The 19,277-nt window shown below is 40.7% G+C and carries 21 protein-coding genes; all 21 read right to left on the minus strand.

The annotated features are described in order from the left end of the window. Nucleotides 1-72: 72 nt before the first annotated feature. The 21 genes from ACSV5T_RS08225 to ACSV5T_RS08325 all read right to left on the minus strand — a co-directional run bounded on the left by ACSV5T_RS08225 (nucleotide 73) and on the right by ACSV5T_RS08325 (nucleotide 19,277). Nucleotides 73-1,278, minus strand: a complete 1,206-nt coding sequence (locus ACSV5T_RS08225) for an NAD(P)-dependent malic enzyme (RefSeq protein WP_325192068.1) — start codon at nucleotides 1,276-1,278, stop codon at nucleotides 73-75. A gap of 268 nt (nucleotides 1,279-1,546) precedes the next feature. Continuing rightward, nucleotides 1,547-2,329: an adenosylmethionine decarboxylase gene (gene speD / locus ACSV5T_RS08230; RefSeq protein ID WP_438320759.1), complete on the minus strand. Its 783-nt coding sequence runs from the start codon at nucleotides 2,327-2,329 to the stop codon at nucleotides 1,547-1,549. Between the two features lie 76 nt (nucleotides 2,330-2,405). Continuing rightward, nucleotides 2,406-2,903 (minus strand): metallophosphoesterase family protein, encoded by a 498-nt coding sequence (locus ACSV5T_RS08235; protein ID WP_438320760.1) that lies wholly within the window; start codon nucleotides 2,901-2,903, stop codon nucleotides 2,406-2,408. 66 nt (nucleotides 2,904-2,969) lie between these two features. Continuing rightward, nucleotides 2,970-3,545, minus strand: a complete 576-nt coding sequence (locus tag ACSV5T_RS08240) for an XTP/dITP diphosphatase (protein ID WP_438320761.1) — start codon at nucleotides 3,543-3,545, stop codon at nucleotides 2,970-2,972. Between the two features lies 1 nt (nucleotide 3,546). Beyond that, entirely contained in the window at nucleotides 3,547-4,302 is a 756-nt protein-coding gene (gene rph, locus ACSV5T_RS08245) for a ribonuclease PH (protein ID WP_156719664.1), read from the minus strand. Between the two features lie 201 nt (nucleotides 4,303-4,503). Then, on the minus strand, nucleotides 4,504-5,934 hold the full coding sequence (locus tag ACSV5T_RS08250; RefSeq protein ID WP_438320762.1) for a histone deacetylase family protein: 1,431 nt from the start codon (nucleotides 5,932-5,934) through the stop codon (nucleotides 4,504-4,506). Beyond that, complete coding sequence (locus tag ACSV5T_RS08255) at nucleotides 5,924-7,645, minus strand: hydantoinase/oxoprolinase family protein (RefSeq protein WP_438320763.1); 1,722 nt, start codon at nucleotides 7,643-7,645, stop codon at nucleotides 5,924-5,926. The genes ACSV5T_RS08250 and ACSV5T_RS08255 overlap by 11 nt, the downstream gene beginning before the upstream one ends. 71 nt (nucleotides 7,646-7,716) lie before the next feature. Continuing rightward, nucleotides 7,717-8,367 carry a coenzyme F420-0:L-glutamate ligase gene (locus ACSV5T_RS08260; RefSeq protein ID WP_295206244.1) on the minus strand — a complete coding sequence of 217 codons (651 nt, stop codon included), beginning with the start codon at nucleotides 8,365-8,367 and terminating at the stop codon, nucleotides 7,717-7,719. A 12-nt stretch (nucleotides 8,368-8,379) separates the two neighbouring features. Continuing rightward, nucleotides 8,380-8,919: a hypothetical protein gene (locus ACSV5T_RS08265; RefSeq protein WP_105085335.1), complete on the minus strand. Its 540-nt coding sequence runs from the start codon at nucleotides 8,917-8,919 to the stop codon at nucleotides 8,380-8,382. Nucleotides 8,920-8,931: 12 nt separating this feature from the next. After that, on the minus strand, nucleotides 8,932-9,735 hold the full coding sequence (murI, locus tag ACSV5T_RS08270; RefSeq protein ID WP_438320764.1) for a glutamate racemase: 804 nt from the start codon (nucleotides 9,733-9,735) through the stop codon (nucleotides 8,932-8,934). Then, nucleotides 9,728-10,147, minus strand: a complete 420-nt coding sequence (locus ACSV5T_RS08275) for an acyl-CoA thioesterase (protein WP_295206252.1) — start codon at nucleotides 10,145-10,147, stop codon at nucleotides 9,728-9,730. The genes murI and ACSV5T_RS08275 overlap by 8 nt, the downstream gene beginning before the upstream one ends. Before the next feature lie 118 nt (nucleotides 10,148-10,265). Next, complete coding sequence (locus tag ACSV5T_RS08280; protein ID WP_314357304.1) at nucleotides 10,266-10,610, minus strand: YkvA family protein; 345 nt, start codon at nucleotides 10,608-10,610, stop codon at nucleotides 10,266-10,268. A gap of 19 nt (nucleotides 10,611-10,629) precedes the next feature. Beyond that, on the minus strand, nucleotides 10,630-11,481 hold the full coding sequence (locus ACSV5T_RS08285; protein ID WP_156719658.1) for a hypothetical protein: 852 nt from the start codon (nucleotides 11,479-11,481) through the stop codon (nucleotides 10,630-10,632). Between the two features lie 137 nt (nucleotides 11,482-11,618). Continuing rightward, nucleotides 11,619-12,386: an SDR family NAD(P)-dependent oxidoreductase gene (locus ACSV5T_RS08290; protein WP_257847276.1), complete on the minus strand. Its 768-nt coding sequence runs from the start codon at nucleotides 12,384-12,386 to the stop codon at nucleotides 11,619-11,621. An 11-nt stretch (nucleotides 12,387-12,397) separates the two neighbouring features. Continuing rightward, nucleotides 12,398-13,192 carry a TSUP family transporter gene (locus ACSV5T_RS08295; RefSeq protein ID WP_438320766.1) on the minus strand — a complete coding sequence of 265 codons (795 nt, stop codon included), beginning with the start codon at nucleotides 13,190-13,192 and terminating at the stop codon, nucleotides 12,398-12,400. Between the two features lie 64 nt (nucleotides 13,193-13,256). Continuing rightward, on the minus strand, nucleotides 13,257-13,553 hold the full coding sequence (locus ACSV5T_RS08300) for a YerC/YecD family TrpR-related protein (RefSeq protein WP_005387967.1): 297 nt from the start codon (nucleotides 13,551-13,553) through the stop codon (nucleotides 13,257-13,259). A gap of 9 nt (nucleotides 13,554-13,562) precedes the next feature. Next, complete coding sequence (locus ACSV5T_RS08305; RefSeq protein ID WP_005387966.1) at nucleotides 13,563-14,216, minus strand: methionine ABC transporter permease; 654 nt, start codon at nucleotides 14,214-14,216, stop codon at nucleotides 13,563-13,565. Beyond that, complete coding sequence (locus ACSV5T_RS08310; RefSeq protein ID WP_005387964.1) at nucleotides 14,197-15,243, minus strand: methionine ABC transporter ATP-binding protein; 1,047 nt, start codon at nucleotides 15,241-15,243, stop codon at nucleotides 14,197-14,199. Before ACSV5T_RS08310 ends, ACSV5T_RS08305 begins: the two co-directional genes overlap by 20 nt. A 55-nt stretch (nucleotides 15,244-15,298) precedes the next feature. Continuing rightward, the gene (locus tag ACSV5T_RS08315; RefSeq protein ID WP_005387963.1) at nucleotides 15,299-16,156 is read right to left on the minus strand and encodes an aminotransferase class IV; all 858 of its coding nucleotides are present in this window, start codon (nucleotides 16,154-16,156) and stop codon (nucleotides 15,299-15,301) included. Between the two features lie 174 nt (nucleotides 16,157-16,330). Then, nucleotides 16,331-17,452, minus strand: a complete 1,122-nt coding sequence (locus ACSV5T_RS08320) for an acyltransferase (protein WP_227721511.1) — start codon at nucleotides 17,450-17,452, stop codon at nucleotides 16,331-16,333. 10 nt (nucleotides 17,453-17,462) lie between these two features. After that, nucleotides 17,463-19,277 carry a DUF4127 family protein gene (locus ACSV5T_RS08325; protein ID WP_438320769.1) on the minus strand — a complete coding sequence of 605 codons (1,815 nt, stop codon included), beginning with the start codon at nucleotides 19,275-19,277 and terminating at the stop codon, nucleotides 17,463-17,465.

The raw sequence follows: 19,277 nt of genomic DNA on the forward strand, positions 1-19,277 counted from the left end.
AGGTGCATGTCATTATAGTTTATATTATCTTACCCGATTCTTAAAGATTAAAGTAAGCCTATTAGCTATTTATTAACCTTCGTAGCTACCGTCTTCAACTACTTGAGGTTTTTTAGCGATGCCTTGTTTTACAGCAACATCAGCAACTGCTTTTGCAACAGCTGGAGCTACACGAGGATCGAATACGGATGGCATGATGTTTTCTTCGTTCAATTCGCTATCTGGAATCAAATGAGCCAATGCGTCAGCAGCAGCCAATTTCATTTCATCAGTGATTTTGGATGCACGAACATCGATAGCACCGCGGAAGACGCCAGGGAATACTGCTACGTTGTTGATTTGGTTAGGAGCATCGGAACGGCCAGTACCAGCAATGCGAACACCAGCTGCTTTCATGTCAGCATATGTTGCTTCTGGATTAGGGTTAGCCATTGCAAATACGATAGCATCGTCAGCCAAGTTTTCCAAAATTTCTTTTGTGAATACGCCTGCTGCAGATACGCCAAGAAGAATGTCAGCGCCTTTAGCGTTTTCAGCCAAGTTGCCATGTTTTTCTTCAAGTTTAAGCAAGTCGATCAATTCAGATTGCAAGGAATCAAGACGTTTGTAGTCTTTGTGCAATACGCCAGAGGATACTAACAATGTAATATCGCGAGCGCCTGCAAGGTACAACAAACGAGCGATGTTTGCACCAGCAGCACCAGCACCGTTTACAACGATTTTAGCTGTTGCTAAGTCTTTTTTAACAAGGCGAAGAGCACCTTTAACACCAGCTAAACAAGCGATAGCTGTACCGTGTTGGTCATCATGGAATACAGGGATTTCCAATTCTTCTTTCAAACGGTTTTCGATTTCATAGCATTTAGGAGAAGAAATATCTTCCAAGTTAATGCCAGCAAAGTTCTTTTGCAATAATTTTACAGTGTTGATCAAAGTATCAGCATCTTTTGTATCTACAACCAATGGAATGCAGTCTACATCGCCGAATTTTTTGAACAATAAGGATTTACCTTCCATTACAGGCAATGCTGCGGCAGCGCCGATATCACCAAGACCAAGTACACGAGTACCGTCGGATACAACGGCAACCATGTTGGAACGGCAAGTTAATTCGAAGGATTCTGCTTCATTATCTTTAATACGCAAGCATGGTTCTGCAACACCTGGTGTGTAAGCTACAGATAAATCATGAGCGTCTTTTAATTCATATTTAGTTCCTACAGTAAGGAAACCTTTTAATTCACGTTTTTTTTGTACAGCTAATTCACGTACGTCCATAATAATTCTCCTTTGTGGATAAACTCGGACTCTTTTGAGTCGGTATTTAATACCTTTAACTAATTGTATTATACAAAATGAAATATAACAATTCAAGTTTTTTCGATATAGTTTTTCGAACATTTTAGAATTAAATTCTATTAATTTACATTAGTAATAAAAATGATAACTAAAGAAAAAGTAGATAAGCCATATAGGGCTTATCTACTTTGGTACTGTATACGCATTATCTAATAGGACAAAGAGCATACAAAATATACATTTTTATTTATGCTTTTACGGATGGCAAGTTACGGCCATAGAAAATTTCCATCATTTCTTGCTTTAATTGATGTTTAATTTGTTTGATTTCTCGTTCGCTCAATTCAGCTTCAGTAATGCCAAATAGATAATTATCTAAATCAAACTCTTTTAACATCATTTTTGTATGGAAGATATTCTCTTGGTATACGTTTACATCAATCATGTTGTACATGTTGCGAGTTTTTGCATTGATGTAGTTTTGGATAGAGTTGATGCGATGATCGATGTAAATTTTCTTACCAGATACATCACGCGTAAAGCCACGTACATGGTAGTCCAATGTAAGGATATCGGAGTCAAAGCTTTGAATCAAATAGTTAAGTGCTTTAAGTGGAGAGATTTGACCACATGTGGACACTTCAATGTCTGCACGGAATGTACTAATCCCTTTGTGCGGATGGCTTTCAGGATAGGTATGTACAGTAAGATGGGATTTATCAAGATGCATTACTACATCTTCTTTTTCAATTTCCTCTTCAGAAATCAAAATCGTTACAGACGCGCCTTGTGGATCATAGTCTTGTTTCGCTACGTTAAGGATGTTGGCACCAATAATATGGCTAACCTCTGTTAAGATAGCTGTTAAACGATCTGCATTGTATACTTCATCAATGTACTGAATGTATTGTTTTTTCTCTTCTTCTGTACGAGTATAACAAATATCATAAATATTAAAACTCAATGTCTTTGTGAGATTATTAAAACCATATAATTTCATTTTAGGCTTTGCTTTAACTAGTGTATCCATGATATGTCATAACCCTTTCCATGCATAGACTTACTATTTCTTTTGAAAGTTTCAAAACGAAGCTTTCACCATATAACTAAACAAGATCTTGTTTATACACAAACTCTACATCAAACTGTCCATTATCGTAGGTAACAATAGCAAAGGTACCACCAGAGCGGTCTCGAGGCAAGGAAATACTGCCAGGATTGACGAACACCGCATCACCAGAACGAACCTCACCATGATGATGGCTGTGACCAGCCACGATGAGACGCGCCCCCATTGAGGTTCCTAAATGAGTCAGTTCTTGTATTCGATTATAATATGATACCTTATCTCCATGAGTCATGTAAATATAGGTATCCTCTAGAGGAATCAACTGTTCTCGCGGTTCAAGAGGCTGTACACGGTCATTATTACCGCGCACTGCATACACAGGAATATCCGTATGTTCCTGCATATAGCGCGCATCATCACCAAAATCTCCAGCGTGAAGCCACATATCAATGTCTTGATCTGCTGTAGCCTCTAAGACGAGGTCAATATCCTCTAGATACCCATGGGTATCGCTTAAAATACCAATTCGTTTCATTTTATAAGTTCTCTAATACTATTATATTACATATTTATATGAACTATACCATATAGTTCGAAAATATCAAAGCTTGTTAATTAATTCGCGTAGTGCACGGCCACGATGACTAATTGTTTCCTTTTCTTCGATACGAAGTTCAGCCATTGTTTTCTTGAACTCAGGCACATAGAAATACGGATCATAGCCAAAGCCGTTATCCCCTTTTGGCTCGTCTTGTACGAGGCCATCACAATAGCCTTCTGCTGTCACTTCACGACCATCAGGATATACGAGAGCTAAGGCACATACATAATGACCTGTGCGGTCGCTTTTACCTTGCAATTCGCGAATTAATTTTTCATTATTAGCTTGATCATCACCGTGATGGCCGGCATAACGAGCAGAATACACACCTGGAGCCCCATTAAGAGCATCTACAGTGATACCAGAGTCATCAGCAAGGCATGGACGATTCGTAGCCTTTGCATAATAGTGAGCTTTTAAAAGAGCATTTTCCATAAAGGTTGTACCAGTTTCCTCTGGTTCCTCAATGGAAATGACATCTTTCACCGGTACACAGTCGATAGATAAATGGGAGAACGCCTCAGAAAATTCACGGATTTTCCCTTTATTTCCTGTAGCAAGTACGATTTGTTCCATCTTACACCTCCGGAGCTGTAGGATATACCTTACCTACTTTATCTGCTGTTGTGCCAAGTACTTCACGTTGTTTTGCCATGAGCTCATCTGTAGCAGCCTCTGCTAAATCAAGTAATGCATTGAGCTCATCACGGTTAAAGGTACCATGTTCACCAGTACCTTGTACCTCAACCATGTTGCCAGAACCGGTGCGCACCACATTCATATCTACGATAGCAGCACTGTCCTCTTCATAGCAAAGATCTGTAATAGGACCGTCAGGACCAATGCCTACAGAAATAGCAGCACAGAAATCAGTAATTGGGAATTTGCCTGCTCCACCAAAGGTGAAGTCCACCGCATCAACAAGGGCCACAAAGGCGCCTGTAATAGAGGCTGTACGCGTACCGCCATCGGCTTGAATTACATCGCAGTCGATTGTAATAGAACGTTCACCAAGAGCTTCAAGGTCTACGACAGCGCGCAATGCACGGCCGATAAGACGTTGAATTTCTACGGTACGGCCCGTTTGTTTCCCCTTTGCCGCCTCACGGCTTACACGAGTTTGCGTAGAACGTGGCAACAAAGAATATTCGGCTGTTACCCATCCTTGGCCAGAACCTTTTAGCCAGCGCGGCACAGAATCCTCCACAGTAGCCGTGCAGATAACCTTAGTCTTACCGCACTCAATGAGTACAGAACCTTCTGCATACTCTGTAAAATTCCGTGTTATTTTAATAGGTCGCAATTGACCTGCTGTTCTATTATCACTGCGCATAGGAACCTCACCATTCTAAAACTAAACATTAGAACGCCCCTTACACAAAGGGGCGTTATTTCTTCTTATTATATCACATGTTAACTATTTTTTATTACCATGAATCGGATTGTAATGTCCGTTGTGAACATAATACGGTGCATTTCTATAAAAAATCCTTACCATATTATAAGAATCTCTACCATGTTATAAGAATCACGATCATAGTTCATATTGGCCTGCACCAAGTGGATCGACCACAACATAGCGGCTAGCTCCACCTTCTGCTTTAGCCTTTTCAGCCTCTGCAATCGCATCTTGACGAGTACCTTCGTTCGCTTGCCAAGGGATAAACATAGCATATACGCTTTGTGGTCCATAAGGTCCGTATTGGCCTCGTGAAAGTACGCTATGCCAGCCTACTTTATCTGCATACATGCGCACCTTTTCAAGTCGTTCCTCTTGTACGCCCGTTTCATCATAGTACACATTGTAGCGGTTCGACCATATATCTCCTACACCTGTTCGTTCCTCTTCGGCCATTTTATGCCGATTAGCCCATTGGATTTTCCACTTAACAATAAGGTCATCAATATAAGCGGTTACACTTTGGCTTTGCTTATATTTAACAGGGTCAAAAGCAGGTTCTACGACCTTACTATAATCAAGACCTGCCATGGATAAGATGATACCTGTATTTACATAGGGCAATGCTTCTTGTACAGAATAACCACCTTCTAATACTGCAATATCTGCTTGTAATAAATCCACCAGCTCAGCATAGCCCTTTGCAGTAACCTGCATATTCGCTAAAGGATCACTAAAGTGATTATCTTGCCCTGCAGAGTTAATAACAATATCTGGATTAAACTCTTCTAAGATAGGCAATACAAGTTCACGCATGACCTTCATCAAGCCTTCGTCACCTGTTCCTGGCGGTAACGGGATATCTATATTGCCACCGATTGCTTGGGGCCCACCAAATTCATCCATAAATCCTGTGCCAGGATATAGGGTTCGTCCATCTTGGTGGAAACTAATGTATAGCGTATCTGGATCATGATAGAACACATCTTGAGAGCCATCGCCATGATGTACATCTGTATCTACTACAGCAACGCGTTTAATACCATAGGTTTGGCGCATGTGCTGTATCATGACGGCTTCAATGTTTATAGTACAAAATCCACGAATACCATGCACCATGGCCATTGCATGATGCCCTGGCGGTCTAACGAGGGCAAAGGCACGATCTACTTCACCTCGCATAACCGCATCAGCTGCTGCAATAGCACCGCCTGCTGACACACGGTGTGCTTCCGTTACCCAAGATTCTAAATCAGGGGCGCCCACATGGACACGCTCTATGGTATCCCAATCGGCAACGATAGGATTATATTCTTTAATATTAGGTATATCTAATAACCCTTCCTCTACGATTTGATCCCGAGTGTACAGTAATCTCTCTTGTCGTTCTGGATGGGTTTCAGAAATCTTCCAGTCAAAGGCAGGGAAAAACACTAAACCTAAACTATGTTTTGGTGCATTTTCATCAGTATGTAACGTATCATCTACATTTGTATGAATGCCTTCATTTGTACCCTTGTGTCCAAGTCCATGACGTTCACGATAGGATAGTCCTTTATTCCACATACTGTTTCACCCCCGCTGCTAGTTGTACTTTTACAGTGATTAACCGTTCCATTGATTGCCAGCCCTCTACTACAGGGAAGTCTTCGATACTAATCACCTCTATATCCTGGTCCTTACCAAGTCCTAAACGCAATGCTTCTTCACCGAGTACCTCTTTAGCGCGTTCCACAACTTGTTCCACCCGCTTTAAGGTACATGTTTGTTGCTTGATTCCCAACTCAGGAATGACGAGCAAACGCCGTTTTGTATCGACGTGAACCGTAAGTTCGATAGTCGATAACGCTAGGGCCGCACCGATAGCATTAGCCACGGCTGCATTATCTGGAATTGTAACAGGCAAATGCAAATAATCGCCGATACTTGATCCCAAGCTAGGCGCCGTACCGCCTACTACAACGATTTGAGCAGGTACAAATACATCGGGATTCACAATATCCGCCACTACATAAATAGGTCGTTTATTCTCTGCCGTTACCACCTCATCTATACCATGCTGAATTGTTTCTAATGCCTTATTGACTATTAAGCGTGCCACATCAGAAGCCGTAATAGAATCACCTAATTGCTGTTGAACTTTAGTCGAGTCAGATGTTAAGCTGTCATGTAATGACGCAGGTAATCTATTGGCTAATGCCTCCATAGATTGGATGGCTAGCTTCATATCACCATAGTTTGCATGGCCCAGTACAATGAGTGCATCCCCTAATGTAGGTTCCGCGCCACCTAAGGCCGCCGATGGGCCCACCCGTTCTGGTCCGACTGTAACGTCACCATCTACTATGCGAACCACAGATTCACCACCAATACCGACGGAGGTAACTGCAAAGGATCGAACTGCACTTGGATACTCACGGATGGATACACCATTTTTCGTCATTAATGGTTTGCCGTGTTTCCACAGAGAAATATCCGTTGTAGTGCCCCCAATATCTAAAGCAACTGTATGCTCTTCACCAATTGCACCAAGGGCAGATAAGCCAAGCACAGTAGCTGCAGGTCCCGTAAAAGCAGTCTCTACAGGTCGACTCACCATATGCTCCATAGGCAAGGAACCGCCATCAGCTTTCAAAATATGGAGTGGAGCCTTAATATTACGAATGCTAAGGGCCTCTTCAACATTACATTTAAAAATAGTAAATACAGGTGTAACAGCACTATTAAAATAGGCGCTAATGGTACGGCGAGGGAAATTCAATGAACCACTTAATAAGCTGCCATTAGAAATGGTATTATACTTATCTTTCAGTTCTTCTGTTATCGATAGTTCCTCTTGAGGATTTCGTACCCCAAATTTAGCAGATACAGCGGCTAAATCAGTGCCACTACGGGATTGAACCATTTTAGCAATATCTCGCACTGCATTTAGAGGTGTGCTTTCTACCACAATCCCTCTATGATCTGTATAGCCTTGAAGATATATAGGACTCACAGGGAATATATCGTCTACGTTACGACCAGGCCCAGTTACTACATAGAGATCTACTACTTGTTCCTTCTGTTCTACAATGGTATTTGTTACCACTGTAGTGGATAGAGTAACTTGTTCAATATTTGATGTATTACAGCCTGTCAAAACTGCATCTAATGCCTCACCTATTCCTTGCATTAGATTATCCTTCGTAGTCCGTCTTTTAGCAGATGCTACTACACGATGACCGTCGATGATGACCGCATCTGTGAAAGTACCACCTACGTCTAACCCTAGTAACATATAACCTCCTTTAACTTTCACAATATATAAAAAGGCTGTACCCATCTCTATGTGATGAGTACAGCCTTCTGTTATTTACCAGATACAGATGCGTAATTTTTAATGATAACAATCGGAGTCATTTGGCTATCATTACCAAATGGATTATCAATCAATAATTGTGCAATTTTATTACCGTCAATGCCACGGCTTGTACCTAATACAGCGGAACGTTTTAAGTCATTAACGTCTGCTACAACGGCACCGTAACAACCTGTGCGAGATACGATTTTCTCAGCTACTTTATCTGGATCCTTTGGACCAAATACAATGTGCTTATCAAATGGAGGCATTGTGCCAGTTACGTCATCAGTTAAGGATGCCGCACGAGCAATTGCATAGAATACACCTGGTTTGCGGAAAATTTTAGCAATAGCACCTAAAATAAAGGCACCTAATACTTTCCATTTACCATCCAAGTTCATAGCGGATTGCATGCCATAAATGGATGCCATAGAACCATCTGGATGGATAAAACGATTGATTAAACGAGCTTGCCAGCATACATCTAGCTCTTCAGGACGTGTAAAACGACCTTGTGTAATAGCTACTACAGATTCAGCTACACAAACGATATCTTCAGGTCCAATATTATGACCGCCAAATTCAACGATAGCATCCACGATGTCATCATTATCTGTAAGAATACGTGTTGGCACACATACTAACTCTAATTCTGCCATTGTTATGCCTCCTTATTGAACCAATGCTGCTTGAACTTCTTCAGCAGTCAAACGAATACGTTGTTTATCGATATGATAATCTGTACGGCCTACGATTTGGTAGTAAATATCGATGTCCATATAAGGGAAGCCCTTAATATCTTCACGAATATTGCCATTTTTACCTGTCAATGTAACGAATACACGAATAGTACCGCCTTTGCGAGGTTTGATGATAACTGCTTCAAAATAGCCATCATGACGAGGACGATTAATGTCCATAGCCCATGCATCTACTTTTACCGCATCAAAATGTTCCTCTGGCAACAATGGACGTGGGAACAAATCCATAATTGTACCAAGTTGACGGCCTTTGTTCACAAATGGAATGTCACAGAACAAGGTAATGGATTCAAAATTACGATCAGATACTTGGAAGTTTGTCGCACGTTTTGGCAACAAGATAACCTTTTCATTACCTTGTTTCAATACGAACAAACGGAATAATAAATACAAAGCGGCAATAGCTACAATAATAGCTATTACTACACTTAGGATGTTATAAAACCACATAGGGCATCTCCTTTACAATGTAATATGTTCAATAGTACGACGATTTGTATCGAGGAAGGAAGCACTCAATGTATCACCAAGCTCTACATCCTTTGTAAAATACAATGTCACAGTGCCTGCAGATTTTTGAGGATTAATCAAATCCTTACTCTCTAATCTACGACGAACTAACTCACTTGTTTCAAAAGCAGGGTCGATAAATTGAATGCGCCCTGACGTTAGCTCCTCTAGCAAAGGTTGTACAAATGGGAAATGTGTACAGCCCAACACTACGACCTCAATTTCTCGAGACAATAAAGGCTCTAAATACTCAGTACATACATCACGTACAAAGAAGTCATCTAAATGACCTTGCTCGATGAGGCCTGCTAGTTCAGGACAAGGTTGTTCCCAAACAAACACTTCATGATCAACTTCAAGTGCTACATGTTTATGAATATGACTATTCACAGTCGCTACTGTCGCCATGATGCCGATCGTCTTGCTTTTGCTTTGACTAATCGCTGTTTTCACACCTTGTGACACACCAATAACTGGTACAGATACGCGTTCGCGCACCGCATCAAGGGCTACAACAGTAAACGTGTTGCAAGCAATGACCATCAATTTAACAGGCTGTTTTTCAAGAGCCTCTGCAATACGACAAGCTAAATATGTAATTTCATCATCGCTGCGATTTCCCACAGGGTTGTTCGCATTGTCGCCAATATAGATGAAGTCTTCGTTAGGAAATTGTTCTTGTAAGACCTTTAAAACAGATAGCCCGCCTACACCGGAGTCAAATACGCCGATAGGCAATTGTTGTACATTATTCATTAGGCATCTCCTCAACAGCTGCTAACATAGGCTGATAAAAAGTGTCGTCTAATCGCACAATTTTACCTGTTGATTTTGACATAAATGCATTCTTAGTCTCTCCCGTAGCTAGGAGAGCACCATCACTGGCACGGCGCATACGATACCTGAATACCATTTGAGCACGTGTCATTTTAACCAAGTATGTTTCGATGTGAAGCTCATCATCGAAATTTGCTGGTTCTTTATAATTGCAGGATACATTCATGATAGGAAATACAATATCCTCATTCATCATATCCCACAGGGTTACACCGATTTTACGAAGGAATTCAATGCGCGCCAGTTCAAACCATCTAAAATGGTTACTATGGTGTGCAATACCCATCATATCGGTTTCGTAAAAGCGTACATTTACTGAAGCAATATGCATACATTTTTCCTTCTCTTTTCATAGAATACAATCTTCATTGTATATCTATTACTTTAGTGTGTCAAATAAATAAAGGCAGTTCAACCGCAACGGATCAAACTGCCTTTATGGTTAAAAGCTAGTTACTGCCACCAAATGGGAAGTATTTTTTTGCCTCTTCTTGATGACTAGTTTTGATGTAACGATTGGCAACCTTGAAAGCAAGGCCAAGCACTGCTACATCATCTATCCAACCTAATACAGGAATTGTATCCGGCACAATATCAATAGGTAATACGAGATACCCTAAGGCACCAGCAATGACTGCTTTTACATATTTTGGAGTGTCCTTGTCACGCATGCAGAGGAACAAGGTCACTGCTCGTTGTACAAAGGCAAGCTTCTTACCATATCGCCCTAAAAAAGCGACGAATTTAGATTCGTTAAAATACTTACCATATGTAATAATTTTTAATGGATTCATCTTCATAATCCTTTAGCGCCTATTTGCGCAAACCACCAATTTTATCTTTTGCTGTATTAACAGTGTTTGTAGCAACATCTTTTGCTGTTTCAACAGCATCATTAGCTTTAGTTTTTGCAGTTTCTACTGCAGCTTGTGCAGAAGCTTTAGCTACTTCTACGCCACCTTTAGCTAATTCTTTAGCTACATCGATATTTTCTTTAGCAACATCAATTTTCTCTTTTGCCGCATCGGTTACTTTCGCCACAACTTCTGCTGCATTGTCATGAAGTTGATATTTTGTTTCTGTATTCCATTTATCGATAGCAGGTGTTACTTTTTCTTCGTAAACTTGTTTCAAAGTTTCTTTAGCAAGACCTGTTTCATTAGCAATACCAGCCCAAACGTCGCGTTGACCTTGTGTGAAAGGAATGCTAGCGCTTGCATCACGGATGATGTCACCTGCTATAGCTTTACCGCTTTCAAGGAATTCAGCAACCATTGGTTTATAACGTTCGATATCAGAAGGCATACCATCTTGGATCCAAATGTGAGCAATTTTACCAATAGCATATGTTAAACCAACTGCTACAGGAACGCGAACTGCTTTTAGAGGAACAAGAAGAGAAATAGCCGCTGTACCTACAGCTGTGCTAAGACCACCAACTAGACCCACTACGGCACCAGATTGTAATTCTACTTCGTAAAGATGTGCAATGCGAGTTACCATATACGTTGCATTGGCGCACAAAGCAACACTGCTGAATTTAGGGGATAATGCCAATGCCGCTGCACGACCTGCACCCCAGAAAATAAATTGTTCAACTTGATAGTCACGGTCTTGAGAACCATCCATAAGTGGCTCAAGTGTTACGCCATTATATTCTGCCATAAGTATTCTCCTTTGTTGTGAACCAACTATAGGTCATATTATTAGTATTATTATACCATTCTATTGCTAGAAGTGAAATGAATTTTTCTAATTATCTATAGATTTAAAAAATAAAATAACTTCCAATATTTTCTATCTTACCAACTAGTGAGACCACCATCGATAGTCCATGCTGCCCCCGTTACAAAGGAAGCTTTATTGCTCAATAAAAATACAATAACCTCCCCAATTTCATGAGGTTGACCAATGCGTCCCAAGGGATAATGTTGGCCCATTTCAGCCTTAGCAGCCTCTGCATCTTGCTGAGCATTTGCAATTTGTTTATCTACTAAAGAGGTATCCACATCACCAGGACAAACACAGTTAACGCGCACATTATGTGGTGCCATTTCAAGGGATAGTGATTTCGTAAAACTCACTACCGCACCTTTTGAAGCGCCGTATACAGAGCAAGCCACATTACCTTGTAAGCCTGCATCACTAGCTACCGTTACGATACTGCCCTTTGTAGCGCGCAAATAGGGCAATGCCGCTTGGCACAAGAAAACCGTACCTTTCACATTGGTGCCAAACATTTCATCAAAGGCTGCTTCCGTTACATCTGCTAGAAGCTCTTCTTCATAATAGCCTGCTGCTGTTACGAGAGCAGAAACACCGCCGAATAATTTAACGGTTTCTTTTACAATACGCTGACAATCTTCAATCTTCGATACATCCCCTTGGATGTACTGCACCCTTGAAGAATAGCGGCGCAATTTCATCTTAGCCGTTTGTCCTGATTTTTCATCACGACCGTTAATGACAACACACCAGCCTTCTTTAAGAAGCAATTTTGCCGTAGCAAATCCGATGCCCGATGTGCCACCACTAATCAATGCCACTTGTACATCACTTTTATGAGGCATACCTTGCCCTCCTATAATGTGGAAACATAGTCATAGACTAATTTCAACAACATAACTGTCGTTACCGACAAGAATACAACACGTACCAACGACGAACCCTTAGCAATAGCTAAATGAGATCCTAGGTAAGCACCTATAATTTGGCCTACCCCTGTAGCTAAACCGTACTTAATATTGACGTGACCTAAATAGAAAAATACGATTAAGGATGCTAAATTACTGGTAAAATTCAATATTTTTGCATTCGCTGAAGCATGCAGAAAATCAAAGCCAGTAAAAATAAAGCCCATAATCAAAAACGTGCCTGTACCAGGTCCAATAAAGCCATCGTAGATACCGATGCCAAGAGCGAAGGCCATGCAGATATATAAGGCTTTGCCCGCCACTTGGGATGTACGATTTACCTCGCCCCAATCCTTTTTAAATACCACAAATAGTGTGACACCAACAAGAAGGACAATAATGATAGGTTTTACATATAACGGTGGCAATGATACGACGGCCAAGGTACCAAGCATGGAACCTATAAATGTAAAGGGTAGTAATTTGCGAACCAAGGAAAAATCAACCATATGATTTCTTAAGAATGTAATTGACGCACTACCAGCACCAAAGATACTAGATAATTTATTACTACCTAATGCCATACTGGGTGGAAGATTCGTCAATAGCATAGCAGGAACAGAAATTAGGCCCCCACCGCCCACAATGGAGTCTACAAAGCCTGCAAAGGCACCTGCTACAGCGAGCAAAACGAGAATTAGGATATCAAAGGGTAACCCCGTTACCTCAATAAGCCACTCCATATAAACCTCCTACAGATAGCACATCAACGGTCGCCAAAGGCCACCGTTGTCATGCTAGTTTATTTTATTTTGCACCTAGTCGATCTAGAGCTAATGTGTATCCATCAGCACCATAGACTAAGCATCTTTTAACACGACTAATGGTAGCCGTGCTTGCACCTGTTTCTTCTACAATTTTTTCGTAGCTATCACCGGCACGTAGCATTTTTGCTACTTGTAAGCGTTGAGACAAAGCTTTCAATTCATTAATCGTACAGATATCTTCAAAGAATGCATAGCACTCCTCAGTATTTTCAAGCGTTAATATAGCGGTGAATAGCTCATCGTTTTGTTCACTTCTCAACTTCTCATTGATACTCATAGGATCCTCCTACTTCTTATTCATCGCTTTAGACCAAGCATCGCCAATCATTTGGACTAATTGTACCAAAATAACCAAGATGATAATGGTAGCAATCATAATATCAGCTTGGAAACGTTGGTAACCATAGCGGATAGCAATATCACCAAGGCCACCGCCACCGATAGCACCAGCCATTGCAGAGTAACTGATGAGGTTAACGATAAGAACCGTTACATTATCGATAATCGTAGGCAATGCTTCAGGTAATAATACTTTCCAAATGATTTGGAGTGGACTTGCACCCATGGATTGGGCCGCTTCAATTACGCCAAAGTTAATATCTTTAATAGATGTTTCTACAAGACGTGCTAAGAATGGAATTGCAGCGATTGTTAAAGGCACACAAGCTGCAGTGGTACCAATAGATGTGCCTGCCACCATACGAGTGAATGGAATGATAGCTACCATCAAAATGATAAATGGTACGGAACGCGTTGCATTGACGATAGCACCTAGCACCTTATTAAGCGCTACATTTTCTAAGATATGACCCTTAGAGGTTACTACCAAAATAACACCGAGAGGGATACCAAGTAACATAGCCATGACCGTAGAAATAATGGTCATTTGCAATGTATCAAGGGTACCAGTTATGAGAAGATTAATGATTTGCTCTGACATAACCGATCACCTCGCTTTCAATTGGTAATGTTTTGATGTAGTCTAAACCCTCTTGCGCATTTTCTGGGTCACCATTCAAGATAACGATAAGGCGACCAACACATGTATTTTGGATATAGTCGATACCACCAAAGAGGATACTTACATCGAGGTTAAAGCGTCGTACGAGACCTGCCACTACAGGTTCATCTGTAGATTGGCCTGTGAATTTAAGGCGTACTAATGGAGCTGTACCTGCAATCCATTGATCATGCAATTCCAAATGTTCTAACGCTTCTGGCGGTAAGTTATCACTTACTACAGAGCTAATGAATTCTTTTGTGGTATTTTCACGAGGATGTGTAAATACTTCAACAGTGCTACCTTCCTCGAGGATTACACCACCTTCAATAACCGCTACGCGATCACAGATTTCACGGATTACGTGCATTTCATGAGTGATGAGAACGATAGTAAGGCCCATTTTTTCGTTGATATCTTTCAACAATTTCAAAATGGATTCTGTTGTTTGCGGATCCAGAGCAGATGTAGCTTCATCACAAAGAAGAACCTTTGGATTAGACGCTAAGGCACGAGCGATACCAACACGTTGTTTTTGACCACCAGACAATTGAGATGGATAGTTGTTCATACGCTCAGTAAGACCTACGATATCAAGGATTGGCGTAATGCGTTCCTTGATTTCGGATTTGCTCAAGCCTTGTAATTCCAACGGAAATGCCACATTGTCATACACTGTACGAGAGGACAAAAGGTTAAAATGTTGGAAAATCATACCAATATCTTTGCGTGCTTTACGTAAATCGGATTTGCTAAGTGTTGTTAAATCTGTACCATTGACGATAACAGAGCCAGATGTAGGAGCTTCGAGCATGTTGATGCATCGAATTAATGTGGATTTACCGGCCCCAGATTGACCGATAATGCCAAAGATTTCACCTTCTTTAACATCAAGGCTAATATCTTTTAATGCTTCCACACGAGTAGCGCCTTCATAGACTTTACTAATGTGTTGTAATTGAATCAAAATAATGTCCTTTCTTAAGGTAAAAGTTTACCATGTAATGAAAGTAGATTACCTATTAAGGCAAACCTTCTTCCATCAATTTTTCTAGTGCTTCGCGTAGACGAAGTGTAATAGCACCTGGTTTACCACCGGATACTGGATTTCTGTCTAGCTTAGTAATTGGGATGACACCACCAATTGTATCGGTAAAGAATAATTCGTCCGCATCATCTACAAAGGCGCGGTCAAATTCTTTTTCGATAAGAGTAATACCTAGAGATGGTGCTACGCGAGTCAAAATCATTTGGCGCGTAATACCTTTTAAGATATGATTATCTGCTGGATGCGTATACAAGATACCATCTTTGACAGCAAATACATTGGATGTTGCACCTTCTGTACAAACGCCATCACGGAACAACATGGCAGTATAAGCAAATTTCTTCTCCGCTTTAGTTTGTGCCAAAATATTTGGAATCAAATTAGTAGTCTTAACATCTACATGGTCCCAACGCTCATCAGGTAATGCAATCGCTTTTACACCTTCACCCAATTTATTAACTGCATCCATATCCAAATTACGGATAGACATGAGCATTTGTGGTTCTAGTTTGGAACGATCATATGCATGATGGCGTGGCGCTACGCCACGAGAGATTTGCAAATAAATATAGCCCTCTTTGATTTCACTTTGCTCGATTAAAATTTCGTGCAATTCTGTTAAATCATCTGGGGTCATTTTTACGGGAATATCCATTTCACGCATAGAGCGATACAAGCGATCTTGATGGTAAGACAATGCGAAGCAACGGCCTTTTACGACACGTACCACTTCGTATACAGAGTCACCAAACAAATAACCACGGTCATCAATACTGATAACTTTGGCACCTGGTTCAACAAACTCGCCATTAAAATATGTTAATTCTTGCATAGGAGCACCTCTTTTTCTATATCGTTACTCTATCAAGTAGTAATCATCATGGACTTATTATATCACAATTACTTTCAAATTTTCACACTTTACTTTGTGAAAGATATAACTTAGATATACAAAAATCCGCTAGGATGCCATAGCTAAAAACTATATCCTAGCGGATGTATATTATTAATGTCCTAATATAAATTTACGTAATGGTTTAGGTACATGGTTTAATGTCACAGCAGTCAAATAGGACAGGCCTAGCGCCATCACATACATCGCAAGCACATTGACCACGGTATACAAAAGATTATATTTAGCCATCACACCAGAGATAATTAACAACCAGAATGGATGCGCTAAATAAATGCCGTAGGACTTATCCCCTATTTCTGACCAAGTAGATTCCATAGTCGCATTCATTGGTAAGGTTTGGAATAAGAACAGACTAAATAGTGTTCCCAGTCCAGTATAGAGAACACCCATTGGGCTCATTTGATGAACTGTATAAATTGCTTCAAGCACTGTATAATGCCATACGTCCATGACATAGTAGTAGGATCCAAGCATCAATAAAATAGAGCCTACCGCACTAACACCTAATAAGTAACGATAGCGCCACATGTATTCACATACCGTTTCATAGCGCTCAGCACATACGGCACCCAACAAGAATATCCACACATAATGGATAACCCAATAATTTAGTCTCATATCAAAGAGATATTTCAATACAGGGTTATTACTAAGATGTTCTGTTACCCAACGGCCGAGCATGTAAGATGATACATAATCGATGCCAACTTGGATGATAAATAGTAATACCATCCAGAATACAGGACGTTTTAAGATGACTTTCACCATAGCTCGCCATAGAGGCATCATCACGTAGAACCATAAGAGGATAACCATAAAGTATAAATGATACATAGACGTACCAAATAATAGATTTACAGCCAATGGTCCCGGATGCAAATTACCTAGATTATGCGCCGTTAGTCCCGTGTAGAGCAAATAAAATATGGACCACGTAATATATGGAAATAGCACCACCTGAATACGGCGGTGCATAAATTCCTTATATGAGAATGGTCCCTCTACAGATGTATGGTAGAACAATCCAAATGCAGAGAGGAAGAAAAATGCTGGTACTCCAAAGCGCGATAGAATTTCTAAGACGCTAATGAGTTCTAAATTTACAAAAGGATTTTGTAATGCGTAAGAACCTACATGAATGCCGATAACACCGAGCATACAGAGTCCACGCATATATGTAATTTCCGGTAAAAATGCTTTTTTCATGTCCATTCCCTATTCACTATTGACCAGGTACAACTGCAGGTGTTGGCACAAGGCGTGGACCTTGAGATGTTGTAGCCGGTTGTTTAACTACTGGAATTACAGATGATGTAATTTGAACAGCTGTTGTCTTTACTGGTTGAGCAGGTTGTGCTGGTGCAGCTTGACCATTAGCCTTAGCTGCTGCTTCTGCCTTAGCCTTAGCTTCTGCCTCAGCTTTAGCTTTCGCTTCTGCTTCACGTTTCAAGCGCAATTCTTTTTCAAGAGGTACTACAGGTTTATCGTAGATTGTAATATCTGTTTCGAATAGACGGCCCCAAGGGAATGTAGCCTTTACTGTACGAGGGTCGACTTTAAGGTATTTTTCAGCGAAGTCTTGGATACGTTCACCTAAGTAGCTTTCAAGACGTTCATTCAACTCGCCAGAATAACGTACATTATCTGTGCGAATAGAGTCTTGCATACGGTAAATATCTTTGCGGATATTTGCTTGGTACGCCCAGTTATCCAAATATTGTTGAGTCAACATCTTGCGGTGACCTTCTGGGCTCATAGTTTTGAGCAATACCCCTTGCGCAATGGCGTAGCCTACCGTATTACTTGCGGTATTCCAACCATTGTACGCACCGATTTTGTATAACATATCGCGTTTGTACATAGCAGATACTAATGTATTGTCCGCACCATTGTTATAAGCAATATCAGCAACGCTTACATTTACACCAGAATCAACAGCTTGTTGAATTCGATCTACGAAAGCATTTGTAGAATTAGAAATCATTGGGAAGTTCTCGAAGCTTTCAGATTCACCAGTGCTTGTAGTAAGTGGTGTATTTACTGCTAACAACACAGTTGGTTTACCTTGTGTCACCATTGTGCCACCTACGGCCTCAACGTGTTGAGCAATTGTTTTATCAATCGTTTGGTCTTCGTAACCTGGCAATGTTTTACCGCCACCACCAAGTGGGTAAATTACAGAGAATGTAGGTTTTTCTGTACTTTCATCGGTACGAGAACGAGCCATCAACAAGAGCCCAAGTTGGTCGGCACCAGGGAAGCTACCGTATTTCTCAACAGGAATATCCTTAGAGTATTTACTTAAGTAACGACCTTCTAATGCAGATTGGGACAATTGAGATGTATCATCATGGCCCAATGCAAAGTAATCGAATACACCGCTACGAGTTTCGTCAATCAACTCTTTGTTGATTTTCATATTTTTTTGACGGCGGTCAAACCAGTCTTGTAGATATTCTACAGGAACAGAGGCTTGTAAGCTCATCAATTTTTGAGTTTCCTCTTGTGTTAAGGAGCCAGAGTCTAATTTATCTTGCAATGCTGCAATTTGGAAGATAGTAGGCCCATATTCCGCATAATAAGCTGGTTCAGTGCCGCCACCACTAGCACGTGGAGAACGCATTACAGTGCCAAAACCATAAATACGCACGTTTTTATTACGAGCTTTTAAGGATTCAATACGTTTTAAACGGCTTTCCAATGTGGAAAGTGGAATATTATGTTTACGAGAGTCTACAAGACCACCATAAATAAGCGTATCTGTACTCAATACCATCACATCAGCACGACCTGCATTTTGTTCAACCCAAGCCATGATTTGATCTGCTTGACCTTGGTAATTCTTACCAGAAATCAAGTTCTGAGGTGGTGTCAATATAGTCATACCTGCTTCGCGAGCTGTATCTACAGTATATTGTAAGCTTACAGGGCGATCATCTTGAGGTACATACAACACGGTTTCCGCATCAATTTTAATAGATGTACCAGTAGCGATAGCTGCAGCCATAAGTGCTACTTTCAACCATTTATTCGTCAT

The sequence above is a fragment of the Veillonella sp. ZSJB6 genome (assembly GCF_051549505.1).
Taxonomy (GTDB): domain Bacteria; phylum Bacillota; class Negativicutes; order Veillonellales; family Veillonellaceae; genus Veillonella.

Coding starts and splice junctions, on each gene's coding strand:
- ACSV5T_RS08255 (WP_438320763.1), bottom strand. CDS start 7,645: ATGTTACTAGGGTTAGACGTAGGTGGTACTTTCACAGATGCGGTCATC.
- speD (WP_438320759.1), bottom strand. CDS start 2,329: ATGGATACACTAGTTAAAGCAAAGCCTAAAATGAAATTATATGGTTTT.
- rph (WP_156719664.1), bottom strand. CDS start 4,302: ATGCGCAGTGATAATAGAACAGCAGGTCAATTGCGACCTATTAAAATA.
- ACSV5T_RS08250 (WP_438320762.1), bottom strand. CDS start 5,934: ATGTGGAATAAAGGACTATCCTATCGTGAACGTCATGGACTTGGACAC.
- ACSV5T_RS08235 (WP_438320760.1), bottom strand. CDS start 2,903: ATGAAACGAATTGGTATTTTAAGCGATACCCATGGGTATCTAGAGGAT.
- ACSV5T_RS08285 (WP_156719658.1), bottom strand. CDS start 11,481: ATGGCAGAATATAATGGCGTAACACTTGAGCCACTTATGGATGGTTCT.
- ACSV5T_RS08260 (WP_295206244.1), bottom strand. CDS start 8,367: ATGGCAGAATTAGAGTTAGTATGTGTGCCAACACGTATTCTTACAGAT.
- ACSV5T_RS08300 (WP_005387967.1), bottom strand. CDS start 13,553: ATGAGTATCAATGAGAAGTTGAGAAGTGAACAAAACGATGAGCTATTC.
- ACSV5T_RS08275 (WP_295206252.1), bottom strand. CDS start 10,147: ATGCATATTGCTTCAGTAAATGTACGCTTTTACGAAACCGATATGATG.
- murI (WP_438320764.1), bottom strand. CDS start 9,735: ATGAATAATGTACAACAATTGCCTATCGGCGTATTTGACTCCGGTGTA.
- ACSV5T_RS08225 (WP_325192068.1), bottom strand. CDS start 1,278: ATGGACGTACGTGAATTAGCTGTACAAAAAAAACGTGAATTAAAAGGT.
- ACSV5T_RS08290 (WP_257847276.1), bottom strand. CDS start 12,386: ATGCCTCATAAAAGTGATGTACAAGTGGCATTGATTAGTGGTGGCACA.
- ACSV5T_RS08280 (WP_314357304.1), bottom strand. CDS start 10,610: ATGAATCCATTAAAAATTATTACATATGGTAAGTATTTTAACGAATCT.
- ACSV5T_RS08325 (WP_438320769.1), bottom strand. CDS start 19,277: ATGACGAATAAATGGTTGAAAGTAGCACTTATGGCTGCAGCTATCGCT.
- ACSV5T_RS08265 (WP_105085335.1), bottom strand. CDS start 8,919: ATGTGGTTTTATAACATCCTAAGTGTAGTAATAGCTATTATTGTAGCT.
- ACSV5T_RS08295 (WP_438320766.1), bottom strand. CDS start 13,192: ATGGAGTGGCTTATTGAGGTAACGGGGTTACCCTTTGATATCCTAATT.
- ACSV5T_RS08240 (WP_438320761.1), bottom strand. CDS start 3,545: ATGGAACAAATCGTACTTGCTACAGGAAATAAAGGGAAAATCCGTGAA.
- ACSV5T_RS08315 (WP_005387963.1), bottom strand. CDS start 16,156: ATGCAAGAATTAACATATTTTAATGGCGAGTTTGTTGAACCAGGTGCC.
- ACSV5T_RS08305 (WP_005387966.1), bottom strand. CDS start 14,216: ATGTCAGAGCAAATCATTAATCTTCTCATAACTGGTACCCTTGATACA.
- ACSV5T_RS08320 (WP_227721511.1), bottom strand. CDS start 17,452: ATGGACATGAAAAAAGCATTTTTACCGGAAATTACATATATGCGTGGA.